Origin of the sequence: Methylopila capsulata, from assembly GCF_016907975.1 — a bacterium.
GTDB classification, from domain to species: Bacteria; Pseudomonadota; Alphaproteobacteria; order Rhizobiales; family Methylopilaceae; genus Methylopila; species Methylopila capsulata.
In genome coordinates this window covers 394095-409731 of sequence record NZ_JAFBCY010000002.1, presented here as the reverse complement: position 1 = coordinate 409731, position 15637 = coordinate 394095, and the positions used below count along the sequence as shown (strand labels likewise).

The following is a 15637-nucleotide window of genomic DNA, read 5'->3' as shown; positions in this document are numbered from 1 at the left end:
GCCGCCGGGGGCCTTTCCGCAAGCCCGGGAGGACGCGACATTCAGCCGATGAGCCAGGAATCGACTGTCGCCGGCGTCTCGTCGGGCGCTGCGCCGCACCAGTCCATCGCGCGAATCACCGTCCGCACCCGCGGGCCGGGCCTCGTCGACGTCACCGCGCGCGTGGCGGACGCGCTGCGCGAAGGGCGCGCGGGAGACGGCCTGCTCACGCTGTTCGTGCGCCACACCTCCGCCTCCCTCACCATCCAGGAGAACGCGAGCCCGGAGGTGCGCGACGACCTCGTGGACGCGCTGGACAGGCTCGCGCCGCGCGACGCCGGCTGGCGGCACGACCTCGAGGGGCCGGACGACATGCCGGCCCACGTGAAGACCATGCTGACCGGCGTTTCGCTTTCGATTCCGGTGATTGCAGGCGCGCCGACGCTCGGGACCTGGCAGGGAATCTACCTCGTCGAGCATCGCGATCGGCCGCATGAGCGGGAGATCGTGACGCATTTCATCGGGGCGGCGATATGACAGCGCTGTCATCGCCAGAAGGAAGGTCTTCGCGCTGCAACGAAATCTTGCGTCTTTCGCTGCGAACGTGTTGAAGATGTGATCATGGACGACGTAACGCATCGACTTCCGTGTGGCGGGGGCGCTAAGACGACTTCATGATGACGATCGCCGAACCCTCCGCGTACCGCCTGCTCATTGCCGACGATCACCCGCTGTTCCGCACCGCACTCAAAGAAGCGGTGAAGGAAGAGGCCGCCGAGATCGTCGAAGCTGGATCCTTCGACGCCGCCACCAAGGCGCTCGAGGAGGATTCCTCCTTCGATCTGGTGCTGCTGGATCTCACGATGCCGGGCGTCAGCGGCTTTTCCGGCCTGATGTACCTTCGCGCGCAGTATCCCGCGATCCCGGTGGTCGTGGTGTCGGCCAACGAGGACCCGGCGACCATTCGCCGCTGCATGGACTTCGGCGCCTCGGGCTTCATCCCCAAGACCCTCGACGTCTCCCAGATGCGCGTCGCCGTGCGCGTCGTGCTGGCCGGCGACAACTGGACGCCGCCGGACCTCGACCTGTCGCTCGCGACCGACGATCAGACCGCGAAGCTCGTTTCCCGCCTCGGCACGCTGACGCCCCAGCAGGTGCGCGTGCTGATGATGCTCAGCCAGGGCCTGCTCAACAAGCAGATCGCCTACGAGCTCAGCGTCTCTGAGGCCACGGTGAAGGCGCACGTGTCCGCGATCCTCGCCAAGCTCGGCGTCGAGAGCCGCACCCAGGCGGTGATCGCCGCCTCCAAGATCGAAGCCGGCCAGTGGCCGGAGCGCGCTGCGAGCTGACGGTTTAGGCTGCGGCGCAGCCGTCCGCGAACGCGACTGACCAAGCGACGGCGCCGAATCGGATTCGGTGCCGTTCGCATGTCCGGGTCATGGCGCAGTGCGGGATTCCGAATTAGGGCGCGGGCGTCCCTCCCCCGGAAGGGGAGGGTGGACGGGCGAAGCCCGGCCGGGTGGGGTGGGTTCAGACAAAGCCTCGCCGCCGCAGCAGCGCCCTACGTCGAACGCCCCACCCGACCTTGGCTTCGCCAAGGCCACCCTCCCCAAGCTCCGCTTGAGGAGGGATCCCCGCGCTCAGCCTTGACGCCGCTGTGCGGTTCGATCGCTCACTCCGCCGCCGCGGCGCGTTGGGCGAGGAGCTGGGCGAGCAGCGCGCGGAGCGCGGCGGGGCGGATCGGCTTCGGCAGCACCTGGACGTCCTTCTCCGCCGCCTGCTCACGCAGGCCCGGCGATCGATCGGCGGTGATCAGGATCGCTGGGATCGGCTGGCCGAGCTTCCAGCGGAGGTTGACGATCGCCTCCAGGCCGTCCGCCTCGTCGAGATGGTAGTCGGCCAGCAGCGCGTCGGGCGTCAGCTTGCGCGCGCGCATCAGCGCCTCGGCCTCGCGCTGGTTGGCGGCGGTCAGCGCGGTGCAGCCCCAGCCGCTCAGCAGCGTCGCCATGCCGTCGAGAATCGCCGGCTCGTTGTCGATCGCCAGCACCACGAGGCCGACGAGCGCGGCGCCGCGCGCGCCGACGAGACCCTCGGCCGGTTTCGGCGCCGGCAGCGCCACCGAGGTCGGCAGCTCGATCGAGAACACGGAGCCCATCCCCGGCTTGGAGCGCAGCGTCAGGGGATGGTCGAGCACGCGCGCGATGCGCTCCACGATCGACAGGCCGAGGCCGAGCCCCGGCGCGACCTTAGCGCCCTGTTCGAGGCGCTTGAACTCGCGGAACACCAATTGCTGCTGGCCCGAGGCGATGCCGAGGCCGGTGTCCCACACCTCGACCCGGATCCGGCTGTCCGGCAGGCGGCGCACGCCGACGATGACGCGGCCCGCCGGCGTGTACTTGATGGCGTTGGAGACGAGGTTCTGCAGCAGGCGGCGGAGCAGCCGGCGATCGGAGCGCACGGCGAGGCTGGTCGGCACCACCGCGAGCTTCAGTCCCTTGTCGGCCGCGACCGGCGCGAACTCGCGGCCGAGCTGGCCGGTGATCTCGTCGAGGCGGAACACCGACAGCTCCGGCTTCATCGCGCCGGTGTCGAGCCGCGAGATGTCGAGCAGGGCGGAGAGGATCTCCTCGACCGCGTCCAGCGAGGCGTCGACGTTGCGCGACAGCCGGCCGAAGTCCTCCTCGGGCGTCGTCCGCTCCACCAGGCTGGTCGCGAACAGCCGCGCGGCGTTCAGCGGCTGCAGGATGTCGTGGCTGGCGGCCGCGAGAAAGCGCGTCTTCGAGATGTTGGCCTCGTCGGCCACCGTCTTGGCGCGGGCGAGCTCCTGGTTCAGGCGCGTCAGCTCGCGGGTGCGCTCGCGCACCCGGCGCTCGAGGTTCTCGTTCGCGAGCTCCAGCGCCTGCTGGGCGTTCACGGTCTCGGTGATGTCGGTGTAGGTCGTCACCACGCCGCCGTCCGGCATGCGGGCGGAGCGGATCTCGATCACGCGGCCCGAGGGCTGCAGGCGGGTGCGCAGCGTCTCCAGCCGCACCACGAAGCGCTGGATGCGGTCGGCGACGAACTCCTCCTCGTGCACCGGGCCGTAGAGACCGCGAGCGGCGTTGAAGCGGAAAATGTCGTCGAGGCCGACGCCGGCGTGGATCATCTGCTCCGGCAGGTCGAACAGCTCGCGGAACTCGCGGTTCCAGGCGACCAGCTTCATGTCGCCGTCGATCGCGGTGATGCCCTGGCGGGCGTTGTCGAGCGCGGTCTGCAGCACGTCGCGGTTCGACTGCATGGCGGCGGAGGCGTCGTCCAGCAGGCGCAGCGCGTCCTGGGTCGTCACGTTGCGGCGGCTGAGCAGAAGCGACAGCACGAGGCGGGACGAGGCCGCGCCGATGGCCGAGGCGAGCAGGTGTTCGGCGAAGCGCAGCGTCTGGACGTCGGCTTCCGCCTTCGGCTCCAGCGGCACGCCGCGGCCGCGGGCGAAACCAGCGAAGGCCCGGTCGGCCCGGTCGGCGCCGAGGTAGCGCCCGACCGTCTGGACGAGGTCGCTCGTCGTCACGCGCGAGCGCCAGGGGCGGAAGCTGCCGGCGGCCTGTGCGGGCGCAGGCGGCGCGCCGCCGTCCGAGAAGGCCTCCGCCTGCTGGCTCTCGATCTGGGACGGCGCGCGGAGCAGGGAAACGAGCACGAAGGCGAGCGCGTTCAGCAGCAGGCTCCAGAACACGCCGTGCGCCAGCGGATCGGCCATGCCGGCGCCGAACAGGCTGCGCGGCGCGAGCCAGCTGAGCCCGTACGGCCCATCGTCCAGGAACGCGGTCGAACCCGGCCAGTGGCTGGCGAGAGCGGGAAGGGCCAGCGTCCAGGCCCAGGTGACGAGCCCGACGGAGAGACCCGCGATCGCGCCGCGCGCGGTTGCGCGCCGCCAGGCCAGCCCGCCGAAGAAGGCGGGCGCGAGCTGCGCGATCGCCGCCAGCGACAGCAGGCCGAGGCTCGCCAGCTGCGCCGCGCCGGCCAGCCGGTGCGCCGCGTAGGCCCCAAGCAGGATCACAACGATCGCGAGCCGCCGGAAGCCCAGCAGCCGGCGGCTCATGTCCGGCCGGGAGGTCTCGGGGCCCTTCAGCAGGGCGGGAATGACGAGGTCGTTCGACACCATGATGGCGAGGGCGACGCTCTCGACCAGCACCATCGCGGTCGCCGCCGACAGCACTCCGGTGAGAGCGATCACCGCGACCCAGGGCGTGTCGGCGGCGAGCGGCAGGGCCAGCACGTAGGCGTCCGGATCGACCCCCCGCCCGGCTCCGAAGGTCGTGAGCCCCGCCGCGGCGATCGGCGCGACGAACAGGCTCATGGCCACGGCGTAGAACGGGAACAGCCAGGCGGCGGTGGCGGTCTCGTCGGCGTTGCGGGCCTCGACCACCGTCACATGGAACTGGCGCGGCAGCAGGAAGGCGCCGAGGAACGAGAGCAGCGCGAGCGCGGCGAAGGAGGCCGCCGACGGCGCGTGTTCGAAGGGCGTCAGCACGCCCGCCGCGGACGCTCGGCTGTAGAGGTCCGTGGGGCCGTCGAACAGGCTCCAGACCACGAAAGCGCCGACGGCGAGGAACGCGCCGAGCTTCACGACCGATTCGGTCGCGATCGCCAGCATCAGACCCTCGTGGCGCTCGGTCGCCTCCACCTGCCGGGTGCCGAACAGGCAGGCGAAGACCGCGAGCGCGAGCGCGGCGGCGAGCGCGGGATCGACCGGCAGGTCGCGCCCCAGCGCCGTTCCGAGCGCGAGGGTGATCGCCTTGAGCTGCAGCGCGAGATAGGGCGTCGCGCCGATCACAGCGGCGACCGCGACAAGCCCCGCGACCCTTTGGCTCTTGCCGTAGCGGGCGCCGATGAGGTCGGCGATCGAGGTGATGTTGTTCGCCTTGGCGAGCCGGACCACCCGCGCGACCAGCGGCCGGAACGCGCCGATAGCGACCACAGCGCCGAGCGTCAGGGCGAAGAAGGTCCAGCCCGAACTCGCCGCGAGGCCCACCGCCCCTGCAAAGGACCAGGCGGTGCAGTAGACGCCGAGGCCGAGCGCGTAGAGATGAGGACGTATGCGGCCGGCGAGCCACGCCGGCCGGCGCGCTTCGCCATAGGCCGCGACGCCGAGCAGAAGGGCGAGATAGGCGGCGGCGACCGCGACGATGATCCAGCCCTGCACGCGTTCGTCTCCCGGCTTCTCACGTTCGACGCGGCGACCCTACACCGGCGGGGGTCGCCGGAACGGGATCGACGGTCAAGAACTTCGTCGCCTTGCCTTCCGTCAAACCTTCGCTAACGTCCAGTGATCATTCGGCCAAGGCCGGCGCAGCGTTGAGGGTCAGACATGTCGATGCTTCAGGAATTCAAAGAATTCGCCATGAAGGGCAACGTCGTCGACCTCGCGGTCGGCGTCATCATCGGCGCGGCCTTCGGCAAGATCGTCGAGAGCCTCGTCGGCGACGTCTTCATGCCGATCATCGGCGCGGTCGTCGGCGGCCTGGATTTCTCGAACTACTTCCTTGGCCTGTCCTCCGCGGTGACCGCCACCTCGCTCGTCGAGGCCAAGAAGCAGGGCGCTGTGCTCGCCTACGGCAACTTCCTCACCATCGCCATCAACTTCGCGATCATCGCCTTCATCCTGTTCCTCATCATCAAGGCGGTGAACCGGCTGAAGAAGAAGGAAGAGGCGAAGCCCGCCGCCGTCGCCGAGACGCCGCAGGACGTGAAGCTGCTCGGCGAAATCCGCGACCTGCTGGCCGGCCAGCAGACGCGCGCCTGAGGCGGCCGCGCCGCCGCGTCCACAAGGAAGGCCCATCGCCCCCGCGGCGGCGCCAGATACGCCAGCGCCTGGCGCCGTCCGGCCTCGCCGGGCGGCGCGGGGTCTTTCTCGTCATCCATAAGGTTCGCCATGGCCGCCCGGTTCGTGCTCCACCACACGCCCCAGTCCCGCGCGCAGCGCATCCTCTGGCTGCTCGAGGAGAGCGGCGAGAGCTTCGAGATCGTCGCCCACGACTTCGCGGCGCGGACCCACAAGACGCCGGAGTTCCTGGCGCTAAACCCCGACGGCAAGCTTCCGACCCTCGTCGACCGCGGCCCGGACGGCGCGTGGGAGACGGTCGTGACCGAAAGCGCGGCGATCGTGATCCATGTGGCGGACGCTTCGGCCGATGACGGCCTCGCGCCCGCGCCGAGCCACCCCGACCGCGGGGCCTATCTCAACTGGATCGTCTACATGGCGGCCGCCCTCGAGCCGGCGCTCGCCGACGCGGCGTTCCCGCGCGCCGAGCCGCCGCCGCCCTCCGCCATCGGCTGGCCGCCCTACGAGGCGACGGTCGCCCGCCTCGCCGCGCAGCTTGCGAACACGCCCTACATTCTGGGCGACCACTTCAGCGCCGCCGACGTGATGGTGGGCGCGATGCTGGCGTGGACGCGCGGCTGGGGCCGGCTGCCGGAGCCCGAGAGGTTCGACGCCTACCTCGCGCGGCTCAGCGCGCGGCCGGCCTACAAGCGGGCCTACGGCGGCTAAGTCTCGGCCCGCTCAGCCGAACGCGGTCGCGAGCGCCCTCTGATAGATCCGCGTCAGCGTCTCGAGGTCGGCCACCGCCACCCGCTCGTCGATCTGGTGCATGGTCTGGCCGACGAGGCCGAACTCCACCACCGGGCAGTAGCTCTTGATGAAGCGCGCGTCGGAGGTGCCGCCGCCGGTGGTGAGCGCCGGGCGACGCCCGGTCTCGACCTCCACGGCGGCGCAGATCGTCTCGACCAGCGGGCCCTGCGGCGTCAGGAAGGCCTCGGCGTTCGGCCGCTCGAAGAAGAGCGCGTAGTTGCCCGCGCCGACGGCGTCGTCGAGCCGCTCCGCAATCAGCGCCATCAGGCTCGCCGAGGTGTGGAGGTCGTTGTAGCGCACGTTGAACTGCAGCGCGGCGTCGCCGGGGATGACGTTGTACGCGCCGGTCCCGCTGCGTACGCCGACCACCTCGAGGTTCGAGGGCTCGAAATGCTCCGTCCCTTCGTCCAGCGGCTCGCCCATCAGCGCGGTGAGCGCGGGCCCGAGCTCCCGGACGGGATTGCGGGCGAGGTGGGGGTAGGCGACGTGGCCCTGCAGGCCGGGAAGCGTCACCACGCCGGACAGGCTGCCGCGGCGGCCGATCTTGGCGACGTCTCCGAGCGCTTGCGGGTTGGTGGGCTCGCCCAGCAGGCAGCCGGAGAAGCGCTCGCCGCGGGCGTGCGCCCACTCCAGCAGCTTCGCCGTGCCGTTGATCGCCGGGCCCTCCTCGTCGCCGGTGATGAGGAAGGCGACCGGCCCGCCGAGGTCCCCGCCGCCGTCGAGCGCGCGGGCGACCGCGGCCACCATGCAGGCCACCGCGCCCTTCATGTCGACCGCGCCTCGGCCGTAGAGCTCGTCGCCGACGATCGTCCCTGAGAACGGCGCCTGGCTCCAGCGGGCCTCGTCGCCGGGCGGCACCACGTCGGTGTGGCCTGCGAACACGAAGGCCTCGCCCGCGCCGCGCCGGGCGTAGAGGTTCGCGATGTCCGGCGTGCCCTCGTCGGAGAACACCGGGCGGTGGATCTCGAAGCCGAGCGGCGCCAGCAGCCGCTCCAGCAGCGCGTGGGCCCCGCCCTCGTCCGGGGTCACGCTCCGGCAGGCGATCAGCGCCTGCGCGACCGCGACGGGATCTCGGGGGTCGATGGACATCGCACGCGTTCTCCCGCGAGGCGCCCCCTCACCCGTCATCGCTGACGCGATGCCGACCTCTCCCCGCTGGGGAGAGGTAAGGAAGCGGCTCCGTTCTTCATCTCTCCCCGGCGGGGAGAGGTCGGCCCGCAGGGCCGGGTGAGGGGGCTTTCGCCCTCAGTCCCTGAGCAGCTCGTTGATGGCGGTCTTGGAGCGGGTCTGGGCGTCGACGCGCTTCACGATCACCGCGCAGTAGAGCGAGGGGCCTGGCGTTCCGTCGGGCAGCGGCTTGCCCGGCAGCGCGCCGGGGACCACGACCGAATACTCCGGCACCTCGCCCACGAAGACCTCGCCGGTCGTCCGGTCGACGATCTTGGTGGTCGCCGAGATGAAGACGCCCATGGAGAGCACCGCGCCCTTGCGCACGATCACGCCTTCCACGACCTCGGAGCGGGCGCCGATGAAGCAGTCGTCCTCGATGATGACGGGGCCGGCCTGCAGCGGCTCGAGCACGCCGCCGATGCCGACGCCGCCGGAGAGATGCACGTTCTTGCCGATCTGGGCGCAGGAGCCGACCGTCACCCAGGTGTCGACCATCGTGCCGCTGTCCACATAGGCGCCGACGTTGACGAAGGACGGCATCAGCACCACGCCCGGCGCCACATAGGCCGAGCGGCGCACGATTGCGCCCGGCACGGCGCGGAAGCCGGCGTCCTTGAACTGCTCGTCGCCCCAGCCCTCGAACTTCGAGGGGACCTTGTCCCACCAGGCGGACTGGCCGGGCCCGCCGGGAATGCGCGCCATGTCGTTCAGGCGAAACGACAGCAGGACGGCCTTCTTGACCCACTGGTGCACGGTCCACTGGCCGTTTTCCGGCACCGCGATGCGCAGGTGGCCCTTGTCCATCGACGACAGCGCGTGCTCGACCGCCTCGCGCACGGGCCCCGTGGTGGTCGCGCCGATCTCCGCCCGGCGCTCCCAGGCGTCGTCGATCACGGCGGCGATGTCGGCATGGCTCATGGGGCGGGCTCCGCGGAGAGGGAATGAGACGGGTTCGGACGTTTGGGACGCGCGGCCGGGGCTGTCAATCGGGGAGGCGATTCCGAGGGCGCGCGCGACGTGCGTCCACCCGCCGTCATGGTCCGGCTTGACCGGACCATCCATGTCCGACGTGGCGTTCGACGCCGACGATGGGTCCTCCGGTCAAGCCGGAGTACGACGGGGAGGGGCCTCAGCTCTTCAGCGCCTCGAGGTCGGCGTAGAGGTCCAGCGCCTCGGGGTTCGCCAGCGCGTCCTTGTTCTTCACGGGGCGGCCGTGCACCACCTCGCGCACGGCGAGCTCGACGATCTTGCCCGACTTGGTGCGCGGGATGTCGGCGACGGCGACCACCTTCGCCGGCACGTGCCGCGGCGAGGCGCCCTCGCGGATGCGCGTCTTGACCCGCTTGGTCAGGTCCTCGTCCAGCGTCGCGCCCTCGGCGAGGCGCACGAACAGCACGACGCGCACGTCGTCGTCGAAGTCCTGCCCGATGCAGAGCGCCTCGACGATCTCGGGCATCTTCTCGACCTGGGCGTAGATCTCCGCCGTGCCGATGCGGACGCCGCCGGGGTTGAGCGTCGCGTCCGAGCGGCCGTGGATGATCAAGCCGCCGTGCGACGTCCACTCGGCGAAGTCGCCGTGCACCCAGACGTTGTCGAAGCGCTCGAAGTAGGCCGCGCGGTACTTCGCGCCGTCGGGGTCGTTCCAGAAGCCGATCGGCATGGCCGGGAACGCCTTCATGCAGGCGAGCTCGCCCTTGCCGGACGCCATCGGGCGGCCGTCGTCGTCGAGCACCGCCATGGCGAGGCCAAGGCCCGGCCCCTGGATCTCGCCCCGCCACACCGGATCGAGCGGATTGCCGAGCACGAAGCAGGACACGATGTCAGTGCCGCCCGAGATCGAGGCGAGCTGGACGTCGGTCTTCACCGCCTCGTAGACCCAGTCGAAACTGGAGTCCGCGAGTGGGGAACCGGTGGAGGCGATGGTGCGCACGGTGGAGAGGTCGTGGGTGTCGCGGGGGCGCAGGCCCTGCTTCTTCACGCCGTCGATCCACTTCGCCGACGTCCCGAAGAACGTCATCTCCTCCGCGTCCGCGAAGTCGAACAGCACCTCGGGGCTCGGGTGGAACGGCGAGCCGTCGTAGAGCAGCAGCGTCGCCTCGGCCGCAAGGCCGGCGACGAGCCAGTTCCACATCATCCAGCCGCAGGTGGTGAAGTAGAACACCCGGTCGCCCGGCCGCACGTCGGCGTGCAGCACGTGCTCCTTGACCAGTTGCAGCAGCACGCCGCCGGCCGAATGCACGATGCACTTGGGCACGCCCGTGGTGCCGGAGGAGAACAGCACGTAGAGCGGATGCGCAAAGGGCAGGCGCTGGAAGGTGAGCTCGCGGGGCTCGAATCCGTCGAGGAAGCCGTCAAGCGAGACCGCGTCGCGCAAGGTCGAAGCCACCTCGTCGGCGACGCCGAGATAGGGCACGACGACGGTGCGCTCGGCGGTCGGGAGGCCGTCCACGATGGGCTTCAGCTTTGCTGCGATCTCGATGCGCTTCCCGGCGTACCAGTAGCCGTCGACGGTCACGAAGACCTTGGGCTCGATCTGGCCGAAGCGGTCCAGCACGCCGCGCTCGCCGAAGTCGGGCGAGCAGGACGACCAGATCGCGCCGATCGACGCGGTCGCCAGCATGAAAGCGACGGTCTCCGGCCGGTTCGGCATCATCGCCGCCACCCGGTCGCCTTGACCGACACCAGCGGCGACCAGCGCCTGCTGGATGCGGGAGACCAGCGCGCGCAGTTCGTCGAACGACAGGCGCGCGGTCGCCTTGTCCTCCGCCTGGAACACGATGGCGTCGCCGGGACCGTCGCGGCGCAGCAGGTTCTCGGCGAAATTCAGCCGCGCGTCAGGGAAGAACTGCGCGCCGGGCATGGCGTCGCCGTTCTCGAGGACGCGTTCGCCCTTGTCGCCGACGACATGGCAGAAGTCCCAGACGAGGTCCCAGAAGCCGGCGCGGTCCTCGATCGACCAGGCGTGCAGCTCCTTGAAGGTCTTGAGGCTGCGGCGGGCGCGCCCCGCGGCGCTGTCGGCGAAGCTCGCCATGGCGCTGGAGGCCATGCGCGGCATGCCGGGCGCCCAGAGCGGGGCGGAAGCGTCGGTCGTCATGGGCGGGCGGCTCCCGGATGGGCGATAGGCGGGCGTGATCGCTGCGAAAGCTACACGCTCCGCCGCGCTGCGGGGAAGAGGAGGCGGCGCGCGACCGAGTTGGCCCTTCGGCGCGGCGGCGGTATAAGCGGCGCCCGCCTTCCGGTCCTCCTCCGCATCATGGGAGCCGTTCCGATGCGTCGCATCGTTCTCGGCCTCGCCGCCGTGGGGCTCGCGCTCGGCGCCGGCCTCGGCGCGGCCGTCGTGCGGACGCCGCCCGGGGCGATCGAGGCGGCGCTGCGCTCGAGCGTCGCGGCGGGCGGCGATCTCGTGGTCGAGGCGCGCGGCGAGAGCTCCTTCGTCCTGTTTCCCAAGCCCCGGCTGCGGCTCGAGGACGTGCGGATCTCCGACGCGCGCGGAACGCCGATCGCCGTCGTGCGGGCCGTGGTCGCCACCCCGCGGCTCGGCGCCCTGCTCATGGGCCGCATCGAGCTGGACGAGCTCGAACTGAAGACGCCCGTGATCGACGCCGAGGCGATCGACCTCAAGCGCGCCGCCGCCCTCCTGAAGGCGCGGGCCCCCGGCGGCGCCCATCCGCCGCGGCTCCGGCTCCGGGACGCGGTCGTCACCTGGACGGGCGGGAGGCTCGACGACGTCGACGCCGGCGCCGTCTGGCCTCGCGCCGGCCGACCGTTGTCGGTCACCGGCGCCGCCGTCTTCCGCGGCCGGCGGGTCGAGGCTCTCGCCTCGATCGGCGATCCGCTCGCGCTTCTCTCCGAGGGCCGATCGGGCGCCAAACTGCGGCTCACCGCATCAGGCGCGCGGCTCGCGTTCGAGGGCGCCGCGACGGGCGGCGCATCCCTGCGCCTCGAAGGCGGGCTCGGCGTCCGGCTCGCGTCCCTGCGCGACGTGATCACCTGGGTCGGCTCCGCCGCGCCGGCGCTGGCCGCCCCGCTCGCCGAGGTCAGCCTCTCCGGTCGGGCGACCGTGGACCGCAACGGCGTCTCGGTCACCGGCGCGGAGCTGGTGGTGGACGACGCCACGCTGGTCGGCGCGGCGCGTTTCGGCGCCCGGAACGGCCGTCCTCTGATCGAGGCGACGCTCGACGCCGGCGCGCTGGACGTCACGCACTACGTCGACGGCTTCGCGCCGCTGTTCGGATCCGCGGACGCGTGGAGCGACGCGCCGCTCGACGCCCGTCCGTTTCGCGCCGTCGATCTCGATCTCAGGCTCTCGGCCGGCGCGGTGAACGTCGGCGGCTTCCGGCTGGGCGCGACGGCCGCGACCGTGGGCGTGGCCGACGGCGTGCTCGACGTCGGCGTCGGCGAGGCTGCGGCCTACGGCGGCGTCGTCCGCGGCGGCGCCACGATCCGGCCGGACGGCCGAGCGGTGTCGGTGAAGATCGGTTTCACGCTGAGCGGCGTCGATTCGGAGCGGGCGCTGGAGGCCGCGACAAGCGGAACGCGGCTGTCGGGCGTGGTCGACGGCGACCTCGCGCTCGAGGGCGCCGGCGGCTCGATCGCGGAGATCGTCGCGAGCCTGGACGGCCGCGCCTCGGCGCGGCTCGCGAGCGACAAGGCGATCGGCGGATTCCGCGCCAAGGCGCTGGCGCTGTTCGGTCTGCCCGGCCGGCTGGATGTGACCTCGGCCGAGGGAACCGCGATGATCGAGAACGGCGTCGCCCGCAGCGAGGATCTGAAACTGTCCGGGCCGCTCGCCTCGCTCGCCCTCGCCGGCGCGGCGGATCTCAAGACGCGCCGGCTGGCCCTGGCAGGCCAGCTCGCGCCGCTCGGCGGCGCCCCTCTGCGCGCGCCCGTCCGGGTGGAGGGGCCGATCGCCGACCCGCGATTCCGGCTCGGTCCGCCGTCGCCCGAGCGCCGCGCTCTGGCGCCGGGCTGAACGATCCCGTAGCGCTTTGGGGCCCCGCAGGCCTGATCAGCCGTGCTTGACGCCGCCGGCGCCGTCGCGCGCGTGCCGGGCCGCCGCCTGGTTGTCGGTTTCGCCCTCGGGGTTGGGCGCGTGGCTGTCGCCCGCCTTGCCGTGGGCGTCGTCGGTCAGCCAGTCCGACAGCGCGAGGAACACGCCCGACAGCACGAACACCACGTGGACGATGGTCATCCAGTAGATGTCGCGGTCGCTGGTCTCCCCGAGATCCATGAAGGACTTGAGCAGCTGGATCGCGGAGATCGCGACGATCGACGCGATCAGCTTCATCTTCAGGCCGGAGAAATCGACCTTGCCCATCCACTCGGGCCGCTCGCTCTGGTCGTGCAGGTCCATCCGCGAGACGAAGTTCTCGTAGCCGGAGAAGATCACCAGCAGGATCAGGTTCGCGGTGAGCGACAGGTCGATCAGCGACAGCGCGCCCAGGATCACCTGGCTTTCGGTGGCGACGAACACGCCTTCGGCGAAGTGCACGAGCTCCTGTAGGAACTTCACCAGCAGCACCGCCAGGCCGACGACGAGGCCGACGTAGAACGGCGCCATCAGCCAACGGCTGGCGAACAGCCCGCGCTCCAGCGTGCGTGCGATCATGACCCTACAAGCCCCCGTCGGCGCGCCAGGCTCTTCCTGTTCGCGCGCGCAGCCCCAGAGCCCGCATGACACACGCGACACGACCGGGCAAGCGCGGGGCCTTCCACTCTTTCGTCATTTCGGACCGTCGATCCGGCGTTACGGGGTGACACCCACCAGACGGCGGGGCCGCCGTCCGAGAAGCATCAGCGCCACGCCCAGCGCGACCAGCACCGCGAAGGTCGGCGCGGAGAGCAGGAAGGTCACGACGGGCTCGGCGATCGAGGCCGCGGCGCTCCCGCCGGCGGCCGCCTTGGCGCCGGCGAGGCTCTCCGGAGCGAGCGTCGCCCAGCTTGCCTCCAGCGACGTCAGCGTCACCACGCCGGACGCGATCGCACGCGCGCCGTCGACGACCAAAGCGACGAAGCCGGCGGCCAGCACGAGAAAGCCGAGCAGGCGAATCAGAAAGCGGATCATGGGCGTCGGCGGCCTTTTGACTGTCGGATCGAGCGTGCGAAGCGGCCTCTGCCGCCGCGGTGTGAACATGGGTCGGCGCGCCGTCTGCGGCAATCGCCGAAGTTTCGGTCATCCCCGCTTGTCACCGCCCCCGCGGCTTGATACTCCCCGCTGCTCCGGAGGGGTGGCCGAGTGGTTGAAGGCGCACGCCTGGAAAGTGTGTATACGGGAAACCGTATCGCGGGTTCGAATCCCGCTCCCTCCGCCATATATTCCTAAGTCATCAACCCCATAAAACGCTGACATCGTTGGCGAATTAGCTCTCGGGAACGCCTGGGGGTTTGCCGTAGGGCTCATTTCGCAATACATTGCGTCGTACAAAACGCGAGGCACGCAATGGCTCAGGACATCATCGTCTTCCGCAATGGCGGATGGTCGCTCTACCGACGCGTTCCGACGCGGTTCGCTGCCGTCGAAGACCGCAAGCACGTCCTGAAGAGCCTGAAGACCGATTCCCGATCCGTCGCGGAGCGTAAGGCGGCGGCTGTTTGGGCGAATCTCGTGGAGGGCTGGGAGGCCCGACTTGCGGGACAGGACGTGGACGCTGAGAAGCGGTTCGCCGCCGCCCATAACCTCGCGGCGCATCTCGGCTTCAACTTCCTGCCTGCGGAACGCGTCGCCGCCCTGCCGCTGGAAGAGCGCGCCCGGCGCGTCCGCGCGACGATCGTGAACGGCAAGCCCGACCCGCTCGCGGCGGCGGCGCTGCTTGGTGGCGCGCCCGAGGCCAAAATTACGGTGTCGAAGGCGCTGGACCTCTACTGGACGCTCGCGAAAGACAAGACGCTCGGCAAGAGTGAGGACCAGCTTCGGCGCTGGCAAAACCCGCTGAAGAAGGCGACCCGGAACTTCGTCGAGCAAGTCGGCGATAAGGCGCTCGCCGACATCACCGGCGACGACATGCTGGACTTTCGCCAGTGGTGGCTTGATCGGCTGGAGGCGGAAGACCTCACGCCGAACAGCGCCAACAAAGACCTTACCCATCTCGCGGTCGTATGGCGCACGGTCAACAAAATGAAGCGGCTTGGGCTCGTCCTGCCGCTCTCCGATCTGTCGTTCAGGGAAGGCGAGCGGCGCGCCCGCCCGCCCTTCAGCGTCGAGTGGATTAAGACTCGACTGCTGAAGCCCGGCGCGCTCGACGGCCTCAACACGGAAGCTCGCTGCATTGTGCTCGGGATGGTCAACACGGGCTATCGCCCGAGCGAGGGCGCGGGCCTGTTGCCCCAGCACATTCGGCTGGACGGAAAGACCCCATACATCTCGATTGAGCCTGTGGGGCGGCAGTTGAAGAACGAGACCAGTCGGCGGCTCATCCCGCTCACAGGCGTGTCGCTGGAGGCGTTCCGGGCATGCCCAAAGGGCTTCCCGACCTATGCGGGGAAGGACAAGATCAGCGCGACCATCAACGCCTTCCTGGCCGCTAACGGGCTGAAGCAGACGCCCGACCATTCTCTGTACTCCCTGCGCCACAGCTTCGAAGACCGCATGCTCACGGCCGGGATCGACGAACGCATCCGCCGCGACCTCATGGGCCACAGCCTCGGCGGCCGGGAACGCTACGGCGAAGGCGGGGCGCTGGAGCACCGCGCCAAGCTGCTAGAGGGGATCGCCCTCTAGAGGAGCGCCGGGGCGGACAACCGCCGGGCTTGGCGCACCGCAGCTTCGCGCCTGCGCGCCTCGGCCAAATCACGCTCGAACGCCTCGAACACAGGCACGAGCAGCGGGTTAGTCGCCGTGTATTCGGCGACGACGTCGCGAAGCTCTTCGATCTCGTCTGCGCTCAC

Annotated in this window: 13 protein-coding genes and 1 tRNA gene; 7 read left to right on the top strand and 7 right to left on the bottom strand. The window is 70.6% G+C overall.

Going from position 1 to position 15637, the window contains the following annotated elements; all coding sequences use genetic code 11:
- The first annotated feature begins 48 nt into the window (after positions 1–48).
- Complete coding sequence (locus JOD31_RS07620) at positions 49–516, top strand: secondary thiamine-phosphate synthase enzyme YjbQ (RefSeq protein WP_204949694.1); 468 nt, start codon at positions 49–51, stop codon at positions 514–516.
- 137 nt (positions 517–653) lie between these two features.
- Positions 654–1328: a response regulator gene (locus tag JOD31_RS07615; protein ID WP_428980902.1), complete on the top strand. Its 675-nt coding sequence runs from the start codon at positions 654–656 to the stop codon at positions 1326–1328.
- A gap of 323 nt (positions 1329–1651) precedes the next feature.
- Here the strand turns inward: JOD31_RS07615 and JOD31_RS07610 are convergent, their stop codons facing one another.
- Positions 1652–5155 (bottom strand): PAS domain-containing hybrid sensor histidine kinase/response regulator, encoded by a 3504-nt coding sequence (locus JOD31_RS07610; RefSeq protein ID WP_204949693.1) that lies wholly within the window; start codon positions 5153–5155, stop codon positions 1652–1654.
- A gap of 171 nt (positions 5156–5326) precedes the next feature.
- Here JOD31_RS07610 and mscL point away from each other — a divergent pair, with 171 nt between their 5' ends.
- A complete protein-coding gene (gene mscL / locus JOD31_RS07605; protein WP_204950407.1) occupies positions 5327–5755 on the top strand; it encodes a large conductance mechanosensitive channel protein MscL in 429 nt (142 codons plus the stop codon).
- Positions 5756–5884: 129 nt separating this feature from the next.
- The gene (locus JOD31_RS07600) at positions 5885–6502 is read left to right on the top strand and encodes a glutathione S-transferase family protein (RefSeq protein WP_204949692.1); all 618 of its coding nucleotides are present in this window, start codon (positions 5885–5887) and stop codon (positions 6500–6502) included.
- 12 nt (positions 6503–6514) lie between these two features.
- On the opposite strand, the gene dapE is transcribed toward JOD31_RS07600, so the two are convergent.
- The 3 genes from dapE to JOD31_RS07585 form a co-directional block, all read right to left on the bottom strand.
- Entirely contained in the window at positions 6515–7666 is a 1152-nt protein-coding gene (gene dapE, locus JOD31_RS07595; RefSeq protein ID WP_204950406.1) for a succinyl-diaminopimelate desuccinylase, read from the bottom strand.
- 162 nt (positions 7667–7828) lie between these two features.
- The gene (gene dapD, locus JOD31_RS07590; RefSeq protein WP_204949691.1) at positions 7829–8671 is read right to left on the bottom strand and encodes a 2,3,4,5-tetrahydropyridine-2,6-dicarboxylate N-succinyltransferase; all 843 of its coding nucleotides are present in this window, start codon (positions 8669–8671) and stop codon (positions 7829–7831) included.
- Between the two features lie 211 nt (positions 8672–8882).
- The gene (locus tag JOD31_RS07585) at positions 8883–10847 is read right to left on the bottom strand and encodes an acetoacetate--CoA ligase (RefSeq protein WP_204949690.1); all 1965 of its coding nucleotides are present in this window, start codon (positions 10845–10847) and stop codon (positions 8883–8885) included.
- 174 nt (positions 10848–11021) lie between these two features.
- Here JOD31_RS07585 and JOD31_RS07580 point away from each other — a divergent pair, with 174 nt between their 5' ends.
- A complete protein-coding gene (locus JOD31_RS07580) occupies positions 11022–12725 on the top strand; it encodes an AsmA family protein (protein WP_204949689.1) in 1704 nt (567 codons plus the stop codon).
- Positions 12726–12761: 36 nt separating this feature from the next.
- Here JOD31_RS07580 and JOD31_RS07575 read toward each other — a convergent pair whose 3' ends face one another.
- Both JOD31_RS07575 and JOD31_RS07570 read right to left on the bottom strand, forming a co-directional pair.
- A complete protein-coding gene (locus JOD31_RS07575; protein ID WP_204949688.1) occupies positions 12762–13361 on the bottom strand; it encodes a TIGR00645 family protein in 600 nt (199 codons plus the stop codon).
- Between the two features lie 138 nt (positions 13362–13499).
- A complete protein-coding gene (locus JOD31_RS07570) occupies positions 13500–13817 on the bottom strand; it encodes a hypothetical protein (protein ID WP_204949687.1) in 318 nt (105 codons plus the stop codon).
- Between the two features lie 157 nt (positions 13818–13974).
- Here JOD31_RS07570 and JOD31_RS07565 point away from each other — a divergent pair.
- Positions 13975–14064: transfer RNA gene (locus JOD31_RS07565), tRNA-Ser, on the top strand.
- Between the two features lie 128 nt (positions 14065–14192).
- On the top strand, positions 14193–15470 hold the full coding sequence (locus tag JOD31_RS07560; protein WP_204949686.1) for a tyrosine-type recombinase/integrase: 1278 nt from the start codon (positions 14193–14195) through the stop codon (positions 15468–15470).
- Here the strand turns inward: JOD31_RS07560 and JOD31_RS07555 are convergent.
- Positions 15467–15637 carry a hypothetical protein gene (locus JOD31_RS07555; RefSeq protein ID WP_204949685.1) on the bottom strand — a complete coding sequence of 57 codons (171 nt, stop codon included), beginning with the start codon at positions 15635–15637 and terminating at the stop codon, positions 15467–15469. The two genes, JOD31_RS07560 and JOD31_RS07555, sit on opposite strands and share 4 nt — an antisense overlap.